Raw genomic sequence first — 14,813 nt, forward strand, 5'->3', positions numbered from 1 at the left:
GGAGGTGGTGACGGTGACCGTCTCGCCGGGGGTCAACTCGCTGACCCCCATCCTCGCCGGGACCCTCGGCATGCCCTACCGCCGGTTCATCCGTTGGGCGCTGGCCGGCGGCACGGTCTGGGTGAGCACCTATCTGGTGCTCGGCTCCCTCGCGGGCGACTTCGTCCGGCACAACGAGCACCTGACGGTGCCGATCGCCGGATGCCTCGCCATCCTGGCCGCCGGCCTCATGGTGATCGGCCGGCGGGCCCGGGCGGCCAGGGCCGTCGCGGTCAGCGAGGTCAGTCAGGGCAGCGAGGTCAGCGAGCCGGGTGGTTCTCCAGCACCGCGGACCGCTTCGCCACCGCCTCGGTGATCTCGCGGGCGATGTCCTGCGAGTTCAGGCCGATCTCGTTGAGGATCTTCGCCCGCTTGGCGTGGTCGAGGAAGCGCTGCGGGATGCCGTAGGTGCGGACCGGGACGTCCACGTCGGCGTCGCGCAGCATGCGGGCGACCGCGTCACCGACGCCGCCCACCCGGCCGTTGTCCTCGACCACCACGACCAGCTTGTGCGCGCCGGCGGCCAGCACCAGCGCCTCGTCCAGCGGCTTCACCCAGCGCGGGTCCACCACGGTGGCCGAGATCCCCTGCGCGTCGAGCAGGGCGGCGGCCTCCAGGCACAGCTCGGCCATCGGACCGACGGAGACGATCAGCACGTCGGCGTCGCCGGCGCGCAGCACGTCCATCCCGCCGAGCTGCCCGACCGCCTCGATCTCGGTGGCCACCGGCCCCTTGGGGTAGCGGACGACGGTGGGGCCGTCGTCGACGGCCACCGCCTCGGCCAGCAGCTCGCGCAGGCGCGGCTCGTCACGCGGGACCGCGACGGACAGGCCCGGGACGACCTGGAGGATCGACAGGTCCCACATGCCGTTGTGGCTGGCGCCGTCGTCGCCGGTGACGCCCGCCCGGTCGAGCACGACCGTGACCGGCAGCCGGTGCAGGGCGACGTCCATGAGGAGCTGGTCGAAGGCCCGGTTGAGGAAGGTCGCGTAGACCGCCACCACCGGGTGGAGCCCGCCGAGCGCCAGGCCGGCGGCGCTGGTCAGGGCGTGCTGCTCGGCGATGCCGACGTCGTAGAGGCGGTCGGGGTAGGCCTCGGAGAACGGGATCAGGCCGGTCGGGCCGAGCATCGCGGCGGTGATCGCCACGATGTCCTGCCGTTCGGCGCCCAGCCGTACGATCTCCTGGCTGAAGACGTTGGTCCAGCCGTGCGGCTTGGGCTTCTCCTCACCGGTCAGCGGGTCGAAGACGCCCGGCGAGTGGAAGCAGTCCTCGTCGTGGTTCTCGGCGAAGGAGTAGCCGAAGCCCTTCTTGGTGAGCACGTGGACGATGACCGGGCGGCGGAAGCCGCGGGCCTTGCGCAGCGCGGTCTCCACGGCCTGCTCGTCGTGGCCGTCGACCAGCCCGATGTATTTCAGGCCGAGGTCCTCGAACATGACCTGCGGGGCCAGGACGTCCTTGATGCCCTTCTTCACGCCGTGCAGCGCGTCGTAGACCGGGGGCCCCACCACCGGGACCTTCGTCAGGTTGTCCTTGACGAACTCCAGAACGTCCTCGTAGCGCTGGGTGGCGCGCAGCGAGGCCAGGTGCGAGGCGAGGCCGCCGATGGTCGGCGAGTAGGAGCGGCCGTTGTCGTTGACCACGATGATCAGCGGCAGGTCCTTGTGCGCGGCGATGTTGTTGAGCGCCTCCCAGGCCATGCCCCCGGTGAGCGCCCCGTCGCCGATCACCGCCACGACCGTGCGGTCGGCCTCACGGCGCAGCTTGTAGGCCTTGGCCAGGCCGTCGGCGTACGACAGCGCGGTCGAGGCGTGGGAGTTCTCGATGATGTCGTGCTCGGACTCCGCCTGGCTCGGATAGCCCGACAGGCCGCCCTCCTGGCGGAGCGTCTCGAACCGCCCGGCGCGGCCGGTGAGCATCTTGTGGACGTACGCCTGGTGGCCGGTGTCCCAGAGGATGCGGTCGCGCGGCGAGTCGAAGACCCGGTGCAGGGCGATCGTGAGCTCGACCACGCCGAGGTTGGGTCCCAGGTGGCCTCCGATGCGGGCCGTGGAGCTGACCAGCAGGTCGCGGATCTCGGCGGCGAGCCGGGGCAGCTCCTCGGCTCCCAGCAGCTTCAGGTCCCGTGGCCCCTTGACCGATTCCAGAAGACTGCCAGGCCGTCCGGTCCGCTCACTCACGGAATCATCCCCTCTGTCCAGTCAGCATCAGACCGAGTCTAGTTCGCGCGGCGGGCGCTCCTCCCAGGGACGAGGATTCTGCACGTTTTATTCACACTTGCAATAGCCTTTGCCTCACCATGAGCACTCTCCCCTTTAGGCAACTATCGTCACTCATCGTCGCTTCCTTGGCTTTTACCCTGGTCACGGGCGTCGGTGCCGCGAACGCCGCCACTCCGTCGACCGCCAAGGCCTCCGTCGCGAAGGAGCAGGCCGTACCGCGCGGCCGCACCGCCGCCACGGCCAACCCCATCTACCGGACGGGCACGCTGCCCGCCGTGAGCTGCACGACCGGACAGATCCGCGCGGGGAGCGCGGCCTCCTACAAGGTCTTCATGACCCGCGTCAACCGCTGTCTGAACCTGGCGTGGAAGACCCAGTTCAAGAAGGCGAGGCTGCCCTTCGCCCAGCCCAGGCTCCGCTTCACCACCACCAAGGTGGGCAGCCCCTGCGGCCGCTGGCCCAGCGGCGCGGGCGGCTACTACTGCTCCAGCAACCGCACCATCTACATCGGCGTCTTCCGCGACGTCCTGAAGAACCCCTACGCCCCCAACCACGCCCAGTTCATGGCGCACGAGTACGCCCACCACGTGCAGCAGCTGTCCGGCATCATGAACTACTACGGCCAGAGCGTCTGGCGGGCCAGGACCTCCACCAAGCTCGCCTTCTCCCGCCGCCTCGAACTGCAGGCCGACTGCCTGGGCTCCGCCTTCCTGCGGCAGATCGCCGACGACCTGCCGGTCGAGCAGGAGCAGTGGGACTCGATGGTCCGCTGGGTCTCCGAGAACGGCCACAAGACCTGGGCGTCCAACGACCACGGCAAGGGCCGCAGCCAGGCCTACTGGATGGAGCGCGGTTTCAACGCCGGCTCCCCGTCGGCGTGCAACACCTGGACCGCCTCCTCCCGTAGCGTCGCCTGACCCTCCTCCCGCTGACCATGCGGCCGTGCGCTCCCCGCACGGCCGCATTTCGCTTTACCCCCACCTGCGCCTCTACTAGGGTTCGGGATCATGCGTACCCCCCTCATCGCCGTGCTGTCCGGCCTGCTCGCAAGCCTGCTGTTGACCGGTACGGCCGGCGCAGGCGTCGCGGAGCGGTCCGGACCGGTGCCCACGGGCAAGACGGCCCTGACCGCCAACCCGATCTACAAGACAGGGCAGCTCGAGCTCAAGCAGTGCGAGGAACAGCCCGTCATCCCCAATGACCTCGACTCCTCACGGGTCTACCTCGAGTTCCTGATGGACTGCCTCAACGAGAGCTGGGAGTACCAGTTCTCCAAGGCGAAGCTGCCCTTCTCCAAGCCCAGGCTGGAGACGATCTCGCGCATCGGCCGCGCCACCGGCTGCGGCGCGTTCCCCGAGGGCGCCCAGGCGGTCTACTGCCCGGCCAACAAGAAGATCACCTTCTTCCTGGACCCGGGGATCCTCTCCCAGTCGACCGAGCTGTTCCTGTTCCAGGTGATGGCCCACGAGTACGGCCACCACGTGCAGCAGCTGTCCGGGATCATGGGCGCCGTCGAGAGCCGTCACTACAAGAACGACAAGGCGTTCCTCCCCGAGCTCCGCAAGGTCGAGCTCCAGGCCGAGTGCCTCAGCGGCGCCTTCATCGGCAGCGTCTGGCAGTCCCTGAACCGCCGCGAGTCCGACTTCACCTACGTCCTGCGCGCCGCCTACGACACCGCCACCCACGGCAAGGCCGCCAACATCGCCTACTGGCTGAAGCGCGGCTTCGACCAGGAGAGCCCCGGCGCCTGCAACACCTTCTCCGCCCCCAAGTCCAAGGTCGCCTGACCCCCACCGCGCCGAGAGCCACCCGCCGCCGTCCCACAGCCGCGCGCCGGGTGGTTTTCCTCTACCCGGGTACGGCGTGCGCCACCCCGGCACCGGACACGGACGGCGACCGTCCGCCGACTCGGAGTATCGTTCCCTTACCGACCTGAACGCCTCCGCGCCACGGCAACACCAGGGTCGGCCCCCCCGATCGCTCGATGGCGAGGAGAAGAACGCGTTGAACGCGACAGACGCACGCTTGCAGGCCCTGGAGACCGACGTGGCCGTGCTCCACCTGCGGACGGAGGAGAACAGGACGATGACTTCGGCGATGTTCGAGGTGCTCAGCGACCTGCGCACGGTCACCACGGAGCTGCGGACGGAGGTGACGGGGCTCAGGACGGACGTGACCGGACTCAGGACGGACGTGACCGGACTCAGGACGGACGTGACCGAACTCAAGACGGACGTGACCGAACTCAAGACGGACGTGACCGAACTCAAGACCGAGATGACCGAACTCAAGACGGACATGACCGAACTCAAGACCGAGATGACCGAACTCAAGACGGACATGACCGGACTCAAGACCGAGATGACCGGGCTCAAGGCCGTCACCGATGACCTCCGCAGGGGCCAGGACGAGCTCCGCAGGGGCCAGAACGAGCTCCGGGCGAACGTCGCCGGACTCCGGATCGCCACCACCGACCTGCAGAGCGGGCAGAACGAGCTCCGCTCGGACATGGCCTCCGTCAAGCGGTCCGTCGGGAACCTGGAGACCTCGACGCGGCGGGTCGAGGACGACGTGGCCGAGCTCAAGGCCGGTCACGTCGAGCTGCGCAACCTGGTGGCCGGCCTGATCAAGTGACACGCGGCGGCCGCCGGCACTCCTCGGACGAGGGGTGCCGGCGGTTGTCCGTCCCCGTCCCGCTCCGCCGCGGCCGTACGGAGGGGTCAGGAGCCCGCGCGGGCGAGGACTTCGAGGGGGTCGGCGAGGACCTGGGCGAAGGCGAGCTCGGCGGCGCCGACGAGGGTGGCGTCATCGCCGAGTGCCGAGGTGCGCAGGCGGAGGCCGTCGCGCGAGGGCGGCAGGGCGTCGACGGCCAGGCGGCTGCGGACCTGCGCGGCGGAGCCGAGGTAGACCTCGCGGAGCATGCCGCCGAAGATGACCATCTCGGGGTTGAACACGTTGACGAGGTTGGCGACGCCCAGGCCGAGCCAGTCGCCGACGCGGCTGAGCGCCGCCTGCGCGACGATGTCGCCGCGGTCGGCGGCGTCGACCACGTCACGGACGGCGTCCCTGCCCAGCTGGTGCGTGCCGGAGCGGCCGGCGGCCTCCAGCACGGCCCGCTCCCCCGCCTCGGCCTCCAGGCAGCCGAGCGAGCCGCAGCCGCAGAGACGGCCCTTGGGATTGACGATCATGTGCCCGACCTCCCCCCCGAAGCCGGCGTGGCCGCCCAGGAGCTGGCCGTTGACGATCACTCCGCCGCCGATGCCCACGTCCCCGTGGAGGTAGATGAGGTCACGGCAGCCGACGCCGACCCCCCGGGTGTGCTCGGCGAGGGCGGCGAGGTTGGCGTCGTTGCCGACGGTCACCGGCAGGCCGAGGGCCAGCTTGCGGGCCATCTCCTCGGCCAGCGGCACGTCCACCGAGTGCATGTTCGGCCCGAACCTGATGACCCCGTCGGCGCGGCCCACCCCGCCGGAGAAGGCCGCCGCCACCCCGACGCACACCGTGTCCGGCCGGGTCTTGCGGTGCATCTGCCGGGCGAACCCGGCCAGCGGGCCGACGATCTCCTCCAGTGAGAACGGCCCGCGCCGCCGTACCGCCTCGCGGCGGTCCAGGATCGTGCCGCCCAGGCCGACGCGGGCCGCGACCAGCCGGTCGACGCCCACGTCGAGGGCGAAGACGTAGACCCGCGCCGACTCCGGGCGCACCACGAGGGACGGGCGTCCGGCCCTGCCGGTCTCCCTGGGGAGCTCCTCCCTGACCAGGCCGGCGGCGGTCAGGTCGGCGGTGAGGGCCATGATGGTGCTGCGGTTGAGCCCCATCCGGCTGGTGAGCTCCGCACGCGAGGTCGGGCCGCCGAGGTGCACGTGGCGGAGGAGGGCGCCGAGGTTGTGGCGCCGGATCTCCTCCTGGGAGGGGCCAGCCCGCATCGTTTGGGTTTCCTTCGGGGGGTCGGGGTCGCTGATCACCTTAGACCAGTGGCTGCCGCCCGCTTGCGGGACAGTGCGTCCACCCCGGCGGCCAGCAGCAGGACCGAACCGGTGACCATGAACTTCACGCCGGAGCTGTAGCCCATCAGGCCCATGCCGTTCTCGATGACCGCGACCACGGTGCCGCCGAGGATCGCGTCCAGCACCCGTCCCTTGCCGCCGAACAGGCTGGTCCCGCCGATGACGGCGGCGCCCACCGCGTACAGCAGCACGTTGCTGCCGCCGGTGTTGGGGTCGACCGAGCTGGCCCGGGAGGCGGCGATGATGCCGCCGACGGCGGCCATCGACGAGCAGATCACGAACGCGCTGATCTTCATCCGGTCGACGTTGATGCCCGCCCGGCGCGCGGCCTCGGCGTTGCCGCCGACCGCGTAGAGGTGACGGCCGAACGCGGTACGGCGGAGCACGAACGTCCAGATCAGCAGGAGCACCAGGATGACCGGGACCACGATCGGCATGCCCGCGAGCGAGACGACGGCCGCGTTACGGCTGCGCTCCACGTTGAGGAAGTAGACCGCGACCCCGCCGAGCAGGGCGAGGGCGCCCACCCGGACCGCGATCAGCGAGATGGGGTCGGAGGTCAGGCCCCGGCCGACCCGCTTGCGCGCCCGCAGCAGCTGCAGCCCGGCGTAGGCGACGACTCCGGCGGCCAGCAGCGCCCAGCCCAGCGCGGGCGGGAGGTTCTTGTTGGCGACCGCGAGGATCGTCTCGTCGCGGATGGCGATGATGGTGCCGCCCTTGATCAGCAGCAGGACGAGCCCCTGGAAGGCCAGGAAGGCGGCGAGGGTCACCACGAACGAGGGGATCCCGAGTTTGGTGACGATGGAGCCGAGCGTGGCGCCGATCACCACGCCGGCCAGGATGGCCGCGGCCACCGCCACATACCAGGGCAGCCCCTGGTTGGTCAGCAGGATCGCCAGGATCGAGGCGCAGACGCCGCTGGCGAAGCCCGCCGACAGGTCGATCTCGCCGAGGAGCAGCACGAAGACCAGGCCCATGGCGATCACGGTGACCGCGGCGCCCTGGGTCAGCAGGTTGGCGAAGTTGCCCGCGGTGAGGAAGGAGGGGCGCAGGAGGGCGAAGACCGTGCAGAGCACCACCAGGCCGAACACCGCGGGCAGCGCGCCCATGTCGCCGCCGCGCACCCGCTCGGCGTAGCCGCGGACGTTGGCGCTGATCGAGGGTGCCTCGGCCCTGCGCTCGGGGGAAATCGTGGCGCTCATACCGTGACTCCGTTGGTGAGGCCGAGGTCCCCGCTCCGGCCAGAGGTGATCAGTTCGACGACCTGCGCGTGGGTGACGTCGGCGGTCTTCACCTGGGCCGCCATCCGGCCGAGGTAGAGGGCCGCGATCCGGTCGGACACGGCGAACACGTCGTTCATGTTGTGCGAGATGAGCACGACGGCCAGGCCCTGGTCGGCGAGGCGGCGGACCAGCTCCAGCACCTGTGCCGTCTGGGCCACACCGAGGGCGGCGGTGGGCTCGTCGAGGATGACGACCTTGCTGTTCCAGAGCACGGCCTTGGCGATGGCGACGGTCTGCCGCTGGCCGCCGGAGAGGCTGGCGACGTGCTGGCGGATGGACTTGACGGTCCTGACCGACAGGCTCTCCAGGGTCCTGGCCGCCATCTCCTCCATCGTGTCCTCGTCGAGGACGATGCCGCGCTTGTGCTCACGGCCGAGGAACATGTTCTGGACGATGTCGAGGTTGTCGCAGAGCGCGAGGTCCTGGTAGACGATCTCGATGCCCAGGTCCGCGGCGTCGCGCGGGCTGTGGATCTGGACGGGTCTGCCGTCGAAGAGATACTCGCCCGAGTCGATCGGGTGGATGCCGCCGACGCACTTGACGAGGGTGGACTTGCCCGCGCCGTTGTCGCCGACCAGGGCGGTCACCTCCCCGGGATAGACGGAGAAGGCGACGTCGTGCAGGACCTGTACGGGACCGAAGCTCTTGTCGATCCTGCGGAGTTCCAGAACGGGGGTCATGTGTGGCTCCTCGGATGCGGGGGCACGGCCGGCGGAGCGCCGCCGGCCGCGCCCCCGGCGCGTTACTGGATTCCGGCCTCGGTGCACTTGGCGGCGTACTCGCCGGTGCACAGCTCGTCCTTGGTCACGTATCCGTCGGTGACGACGTCCTTGACGTTGTCGAGGAAGATGGCCTGCGGGTCGAGCAGGACCGCGGGCACGTCCGCGCCGCTCTCGGTGTCCTTCACCGAACCGCTCACCGTGGGCTTCTCACCCTTGGCCAGCGCGATGGCGAGCTGGGAGCCCGCGTCGGCCTCCTTCTTGATCGCCTTGTAGACCGTCATGCACTGGTCTCCGGCGAGGATGTTCTGCAGGCCCTGCACGGTGGCGTCCTGGCCGGTGACCGGGACCTTGCCGTTGAGGTTGTTCTTCTTCAGCACCGTGATGGCGGCGTTGCCGAGGCCGTCGTTGGCCGCCAGCACGCCGGCGATCTTCGGCTGCTCGGTGAGCATCTGCTCGAAGATCGTGCCCGCCTGGGCGTTGTCCCAGTCCGGCACGGACTGGTCCGGGCCCTTGACGTACTCCTTGGCGTCGTACTTGGGCTTGAGCACGCCGTCGTAGCCGTTCTTGAACAGCGTGGCGTTGTTGTCGGTGGGCGAGCCGTTGAGCTCGGCCACGATCGGCTTGTCGGCCTTCTTGTCGGTCAGGCACTTCACCAGGCCCTCGCCCTGCAGGGTGCCGACCTTGGTGTTGTCGAAGCTGACGTAGTAGGAGGCGCCGCCGTTCAGGGTCAGCCGGTCGTAGTCGATCGTGGCCACACCCTGGGACTTGGCCTTGTCGAGGACGGCCTTGCCGGTGCCGCTGTCCAGGTTGACGATCATCAGCACGGTCGCGCCGTTGGTGATCATCTGGTCGGCGATGGTCTGGAACTGGGTCTTGTCACCCTGGGCGTTCTGGATGTCGTAGGCGACGCCCGCGGCCTTGAACGCCTCCTCCAGATACTTGCGGTCCGCGGTCTCCCAGCGGGCGGAGGACTTGCTGTCCGGCAGGATGACGCCGATCTTTCCGGCTGCCTTGCTCTCGGCCGGGGCGGCGCTGTTCTGGGCAGTGGTGGTGTCGCCGCTCTCGCCCCCGCAGGCGGTGAGACCGAGGGTCATCGCCGCGGCAGCGGCGGTCAGGCTGAGGATCCCCTTGCGCATGGTGCACGGGTCCTTTCTTCGAAAAGTTGGGGGGTCTGGGTGGGGCACGGTGAATTCGCCGGCGCGGCCCCCGGATCTCGGCTAGCCGTTCCGTTGAATGTTGTTTGCGGCAACGTATTCCGCCATTGGCCAGGAACGCCAGCCCCCCGGTGGGTAAAGTTTGTTGTGGCCGGTAACAATCCAGAAACGCGGACTCAACCAGGTGCGCTCTGGACGGTCAGCGAGGCGGTCGACGCCGCGGCCCGGCCGGGGATCGTGCCCCACCCCCCAGGAGACGGCGGAGCCGGCGCGCTCCCGGAGCGGCGGGACCGGCGCGACGGGCTCAGGTCACCCGACCCGGTCCGCCTGCTCGCAGGCCCGCACCACCCGGTCCGGCGGGATTCAGCCCGGCCGGCCTCAACCGAGTACTACCCAATCCGGCACGGTCCAGCCCAGCACCGCCCGGTTCAGCGCGGTCCGGCTCAACCCGGGTCCACCCGGTACGGCCCAGCCCGCCACGACCCGACACGGGTCCAACCCGGCATGACTCAACCCGGCACGATCCGACACGGGTCCAGCCCGGCACAGCGCAGCTCAACCCGGCGCGGTCCGGCTCGGTCGGAGCGGCCAGGTTCGGGCAGCCGGATCCGGGGCAGCCGGATCCAAGGCGGCCGGGTCCGGGGCAGTCGAGTCTGGGACGGCCGGGTCCAAAGCGGCCAAGTCCAAAGCGGCCGGGTCCGGGGCGGCCGGGGTCAGATCGACAGGACGATGCTGTCGGGCACGGCGGCGAAGGTCTCGTCGAGCAGGCGGCCGAGCCCCTGACGCCCGCCCGCGCCACCCGTCTCGGTCCATTCGAGAGCCGCGCACCGCCAGGCCGCGATCATGATCTCCACCGCGAGGCGGAGCCGTACGTCTCCCGCGAGCCCGGCACGCGCGCCGACCCGCTCGACGGCGACCCCGGTGGTGTCGTTGCAGTATCGCAGGCTGTGGGCCTGCACCGACGGCACCTTCGCGCAGAGCGCGCGGGCGGCCAGGAAACGCCGCTCCCAGTCGTCGTCCATCTCGCCGAGACTCACGTCGAGCGTCTGCCGCAGGTAGGCCAGCAGCGGCCCCTGGAGTTCACGCGCGTCCACCTCCCGCAGCCACGTCGACCACAGCTCGGTGTCGGCGGCCAGCGCCACATCCTCCTTGGAGGGGAAGTTGCGGAAGAACGTGCGCTTGGACACGTCCACCGCGTCGACCAGCTCGTCGAGCGTCGTGGCGTCGTAGCCCTTCTCCGTGAACAGCCGCAGGGCCGTGTCCGTCAGCGCCTTGCGGGTGCGGAGCTTCTTGCGTTCACGGAGCGGCATGGTCATGACGCCATCTTACCCCTGAGGGGCGGTTGCTCTTTGACTTCTTTTTGCCACTTGGTGGCATCATCCTTCCGGTGGCCGCAGGGGGCCGGGACGCGGAACCGCTCGGCGGGATGATGTCCCGCCGGGCGGCTCACGTCCGGGGTGTTCCCCCTGTCGCGGGCGGAGCTTACGTGCGGCTCCGCCCCCCTGCGTCAGCTCTTGGCGAGCAGGGAGCGCAAGACGTACTGCATGATGCCGCCGTGGCGGTAGTAGTCCGCCTCTCCGGGGGTGTCGATGCGCACGACCGCCTGGAACTGCTTGTCACCGGCCCTGACCGTCACGGTCTGCGGGATGCCGCCCTTGTTGAGCTCCTCGACGCCGACGATGTCGAAGCTCTCCTCGCCGGTCAGCCCCAGCGACTCGGCCGTCTCGCCCTCGGGGAACTGCAGCGGCAGCACGCCCATGCCGATCAGGTTGGAGCGGTGGATGCGCTCGTAGGACTCGGCGATCACGGCGCGGACGCCGAGCAGCGCGGTGCCCTTGGCCGCCCAGTCGCGCGAGGAGCCGGAGCCGTACTCCTTGCCCGCCAGGACGACGAGCGGGATGCCCGCGGCCTGGTAGTTGGCCGAAGCGTCGTAGATGAACGACTGGGGGCCGCCCTCAAGGGTGAAGTCGCGGGTGTAGCCGCCCTCCACGCCGTTGAGCAGCAGGTTCTTCAGCCGGATGTTGGCGAAGGTGCCGCGGATCATCACCTCGTGGTTGCCTCGGCGGGAGCCGTAGGAGTTGAAGTCCTTGACCGCGACGCCGTTCTCGCGCAGGTATTCCGCCGCCGGGGTGCCGGGCTTGATGGAGCCGGCCGGGGAGATGTGGTCGGTGGTGACCGAGTCGCCCAGCTTGGCCAGCACCCGGGCGCCGGAGATGTCCGTCACCGGCTCCGGGGAGGCCGGCATGCCGTCGAAGTAGGGGGCCTTGCGGACGTAGGTCGAGGCCGGGTCCCACTCGAAGGTGTCGCCGGTCGGCACCGGCAGCGCCTGCCAGGCCTCGTCGCCCTTGAACACGTCGGCGTAGTCGCGCAGGAACATCTCCTGGTCGATGGAGGACGCGACGACCGCCGAGACCTCCTCCGGCGAGGGCCAGATGTCGGCCAGGAACACCGGCTCGCCGTCGGTCCCGATGCCCAGCGGCTCGGTGTTCAGGTCGAGGTCCATGGTGCCGGCGAGGGCGTAGGCGACGACCAGCGGCGGCGAGGCCAGGTAGTTCATCTTGACGTCGGGGTTGATCCGGCCCTCGAAGTTGCGGTTGCCGGACAGCACCGCGGTGACCGCGAGGTCGTTGTCCTGGATGGCGGCGGAGATCTCCTCCTGCAGCGGGCCGGAGTTGCCGATGCAGGTGGTGCAGCCGTAGCCGACCAGGTTGAAGCCGACCTTGTCGAGGTACGGCTGGAGGCCGGAGCGCTCGAAGTAGCCGGTGACGACCTGCGAGCCCGGGGCGAGGGAGGTCTTGACCCACGGCTTGCGGGTCAGGCCCTTCTCGACCGCGTTCTTGGCCAGCAGCGCGGCGCCCATCATGACGTACGGGTTGGAGGTGTTGGTGCAGCTGGTGATGGCAGCGATGGTGACCACGCCGTGGTCGATCTCGAAGCTCGTGCCGTCGGCCAGCGTGACCTGGACCGGCTTGCGCGGGCGGTCGCCGTTGAGGCCGGGGGCGTGCGGCTTGTCGCCGTTGCCGTCGTGGGAGATCGCCGGGGAGTCGGAGGCGGGGAACGACTCGGCGGACGCCTCGTCGACCGGGCCCTGGATGCTCGGGGCGTAGTCCTTGACGGCCGCGCGCCAGGCGCTCTTGGCCTCCGACAGCGCGATGCGGTCCTGCGGGCGCTTGGGACCGGCGATGGACGGCACGACCGTGCCCAGGTCCAGCTCGATGTATTCGGAGAAGACGGGCTCCTCGGCCTCCGGGTCCAGCCACAGGCCCTGGGCCTTGGCGTAGGCCTCGGCCAGCGCGACCTGCTCCTCGGAGCGGCCGGTGAGGCGAAGGTAGTTGATCGTCTCGCCGTCGATCGGGAAGATCGCGCAGGTGGAGCCGAACTCGGGGCTCATGTTGCCGATGGTGGCGCGGTTGGCCAGCGGCACGCTGGAGACGCCCTCGCCGTAGAACTCCACGAACTTGCCGACGACGCCGTGCTTGCACAGCATCTCGGTGATCGTGAGCACCAGGTCGGTGGCGGTGGCCCCGGCGGGGAGCTTGCCGGTCAGCTTGAAGCCGACCACGCGCGGGATCAGCATGGAGATCGGCTGGCCAAGCATCGCGGCCTCGGCCTCGATGCCGCCGACGCCCCAGCCGAGGACGCCGATGCCGTTCTCCATGGTGGTGTGGGAGTCGGTGCCGACGCAGGTGTCGGGGTACGCCTTGCCGTCGCGGACCATCACCACGCGGGCCAGGTGCTCGATGTTCACCTGGTGCACGATGCCGGTGCCCGGCGGGACGACCTTGAACTCGTCGAAGGCGGTCTGGCCCCAGCGCAGGAACTGGTAGCGCTCGCGGTTGCGCTCGTACTCCCGGTCGACGTTGCGCTGGAAGGAGTCGGGGCCGCCGAAGAAGTCGACGATGACGGAGTGGTCGATGACCATCTCGGCCGGGGCGAGCGGGTTGATCCTGGCCGGGTCGCCGCCGAGGTCGCGGACGGCCTCGCGCATGGTGGCCAGGTCCACGACGCAGGGGACGCCGGTGAAGTCCTGCATGATCACACGGGCGGGGGTGAACTGGATCTCCACGCTCGGCGCGGCCGCGGGGTCCCACTGGCCGAGGGCACGGATGTGGTCGGCGGTGATGTTCGCGCCGTCCTCGGTGCGGAGCAGGTTCTCCAGAAGGATCTTCAGGCTGTACGGGAGGCGCCCCGACCCCTCGACGGCGTCCAGCCGGTAGATCTCATATCCCGCGTCACCGACGCGGAGCGTGTCACGGCTGCCGAAGCTGTTCGCGGACACGGTTCGCCTCCCTCATCACCCAGTTGTCCGGCGCGCCACCATAAAAGGCGCAATTGAATCCTGCCGCACCGTCGGAGTGCCCACGTCAGTTAGGTATGCCTAACCGGTGGCCACAGGTTGCAGCGGATGTCTCGACATCAAGATATCCCTAGAGATATCTCGACATCAAGTTACCTCTCAGTATGCTCAGAGCGGGGCGAGACGGAAGTACAGCAGCCCGAGAACGACCACGGAAAGTACCGGGGCGAGAAACTTCTGCTCGAAGGCACGGCCGGTCTTGATCCCGATCTTCCACGGCAGCAGCCAGCGCTGCTTCATCGGCCACAGCACCGGACAGCCCTTCTCGGTGCAGCAGTCACCGACGACGTGGGTCAGACACCCGACCGCGACCGCCAGCCCCAGCCAGGCATAGCCCACGTTGTCGCTGCGGAACACCGCGAACAGCCCGACCGTCAGGGCGATGTTGACCATCGCGGAGGCGAACTTCTTGCCCGGGACGCCGATCCCGATCGACCGCAGCGCGAGGCCGATGAGCAGCACGACCAGGATGTCGCGGCCGATCGGATAGGTGTTGGCGAGGTAGTGGGCGCCGAACCCGGCGGCGATGGCGAACAGCAGCGAGTGGGTGGCGTTGCGGTGACCGCCGCTCAGCCAGGCGACGGCCTTGCTCAGCCCCCAGGTCACCGGGCCGAAGGTCTGGGCGATCGTGGCGCTGGGGTGGTCCAGGTCCGGCAGCATCGCGGCCCCGGAACAGACCAGCGCCCCGGCGACGAACTCGGCCGGGGTGAGCGCGTCCGCCATGACGCCGGTCTCGATGAACCGGGAGGACTCGGTGAGCAGCGGCAGGGCCGCGAGCGTCGGCGCCACCCCCAGCCAGGCGATGGCTCCCGTCAGCGCGTGCGTGTGTCCCATCATCGGCCGAACACTCCTATCAAGATCACGCTAAGCGACTGTACGGCAAAGCCCGCGTCAAGCAAGGGACCGTGCCATTTTGCATCATCGGCGCGTCGGGAGGGCGAGACCAATCCGATACATGAGCGCTGTTCACCTTTTCTGGATTCTGGGGTTACCTGGGCGTAACAAGCGCTTGTCCCGACCTCCCATCCC

The 14,813-nt window shown here is 69.6% G+C and carries 12 protein-coding genes; 4 read left to right on the forward strand and 8 right to left on the reverse strand.

The window, feature by feature from the left end:
* Positions 1 to 355 (forward strand): DedA family protein (locus ACWDS7_RS17860; RefSeq protein ID WP_451930172.1); only part of this gene is annotated, 355 nt, incomplete at its 5' end.
* On the opposite strand, the gene dxs is transcribed toward ACWDS7_RS17860, so the two are convergent.
* The gene (gene dxs, locus ACWDS7_RS17865) at positions 300 to 2,219 is read right to left on the reverse strand and encodes a 1-deoxy-D-xylulose-5-phosphate synthase (protein ID WP_306867674.1); all 1,920 of its coding nucleotides are present in this window, start codon (positions 2,217 to 2,219) and stop codon (positions 300 to 302) included. The genes ACWDS7_RS17860 and dxs overlap by 56 nt on opposite strands.
* A gap of 167 nt (positions 2,220 to 2,386) precedes the next feature.
* Here dxs and ACWDS7_RS17870 point away from each other — a divergent pair, with 167 nt between their 5' ends.
* From ACWDS7_RS17870 to ACWDS7_RS17880, 3 genes are all read left to right on the forward strand, one after another.
* Positions 2,387 to 3,178 carry a neutral zinc metallopeptidase gene (locus ACWDS7_RS17870; protein ID WP_451930173.1) on the forward strand — a complete coding sequence of 264 codons (792 nt, stop codon included), beginning with the start codon at positions 2,387 to 2,389 and terminating at the stop codon, positions 3,176 to 3,178.
* Between the two features lie 90 nt (positions 3,179 to 3,268).
* The gene (locus tag ACWDS7_RS17875) at positions 3,269 to 4,048 is read left to right on the forward strand and encodes a neutral zinc metallopeptidase (RefSeq protein WP_451930174.1); all 780 of its coding nucleotides are present in this window, start codon (positions 3,269 to 3,271) and stop codon (positions 4,046 to 4,048) included.
* A gap of 217 nt (positions 4,049 to 4,265) precedes the next feature.
* The gene (locus ACWDS7_RS17880) at positions 4,266 to 4,895 is read left to right on the forward strand and encodes a hypothetical protein (RefSeq protein ID WP_451930175.1); all 630 of its coding nucleotides are present in this window, start codon (positions 4,266 to 4,268) and stop codon (positions 4,893 to 4,895) included.
* A gap of 86 nt (positions 4,896 to 4,981) precedes the next feature.
* On the opposite strand, the gene ACWDS7_RS17885 is transcribed toward ACWDS7_RS17880, so the two are convergent.
* From ACWDS7_RS17885 to ACWDS7_RS17915, 7 genes are all read right to left on the reverse strand, one after another.
* A complete protein-coding gene (locus ACWDS7_RS17885) occupies positions 4,982 to 6,187 on the reverse strand; it encodes an ROK family transcriptional regulator (protein WP_306867667.1) in 1,206 nt (401 codons plus the stop codon).
* Positions 6,188 to 6,222: 35 nt separating this feature from the next.
* Complete coding sequence (locus ACWDS7_RS17890; protein ID WP_451930176.1) at positions 6,223 to 7,470, reverse strand: sugar ABC transporter permease; 1,248 nt, start codon at positions 7,468 to 7,470, stop codon at positions 6,223 to 6,225.
* Positions 7,467 to 8,231, reverse strand: coding sequence for an ATP-binding cassette domain-containing protein (locus tag ACWDS7_RS17895; RefSeq protein ID WP_306867663.1), 765 nt, complete (start codon positions 8,229 to 8,231; stop codon positions 7,467 to 7,469). Before ACWDS7_RS17895 ends, ACWDS7_RS17890 begins: the two co-directional genes overlap by 4 nt.
* 62 nt (positions 8,232 to 8,293) lie before the next feature.
* Positions 8,294 to 9,409 carry a sugar ABC transporter substrate-binding protein gene (locus ACWDS7_RS17900; protein WP_306867660.1) on the reverse strand — a complete coding sequence of 372 codons (1,116 nt, stop codon included), beginning with the start codon at positions 9,407 to 9,409 and terminating at the stop codon, positions 8,294 to 8,296.
* A gap of 731 nt (positions 9,410 to 10,140) precedes the next feature.
* Complete coding sequence (locus ACWDS7_RS17905) at positions 10,141 to 10,743, reverse strand: TetR/AcrR family transcriptional regulator (protein ID WP_306867657.1); 603 nt, start codon at positions 10,741 to 10,743, stop codon at positions 10,141 to 10,143.
* 191 nt (positions 10,744 to 10,934) lie between these two features.
* Positions 10,935 to 13,706 carry an aconitate hydratase AcnA gene (acnA, locus tag ACWDS7_RS17910; RefSeq protein ID WP_451930177.1) on the reverse strand — a complete coding sequence of 924 codons (2,772 nt, stop codon included), beginning with the start codon at positions 13,704 to 13,706 and terminating at the stop codon, positions 10,935 to 10,937.
* A gap of 186 nt (positions 13,707 to 13,892) precedes the next feature.
* Positions 13,893 to 14,621, reverse strand: a complete 729-nt coding sequence (locus ACWDS7_RS17915; protein WP_306867651.1) for a metal-dependent hydrolase — start codon at positions 14,619 to 14,621, stop codon at positions 13,893 to 13,895.
* Between the last annotated feature and the right edge of the window lie 192 nt (positions 14,622 to 14,813).

This window comes from Streptosporangium sp. NPDC003464 (genome assembly GCF_053588315.1).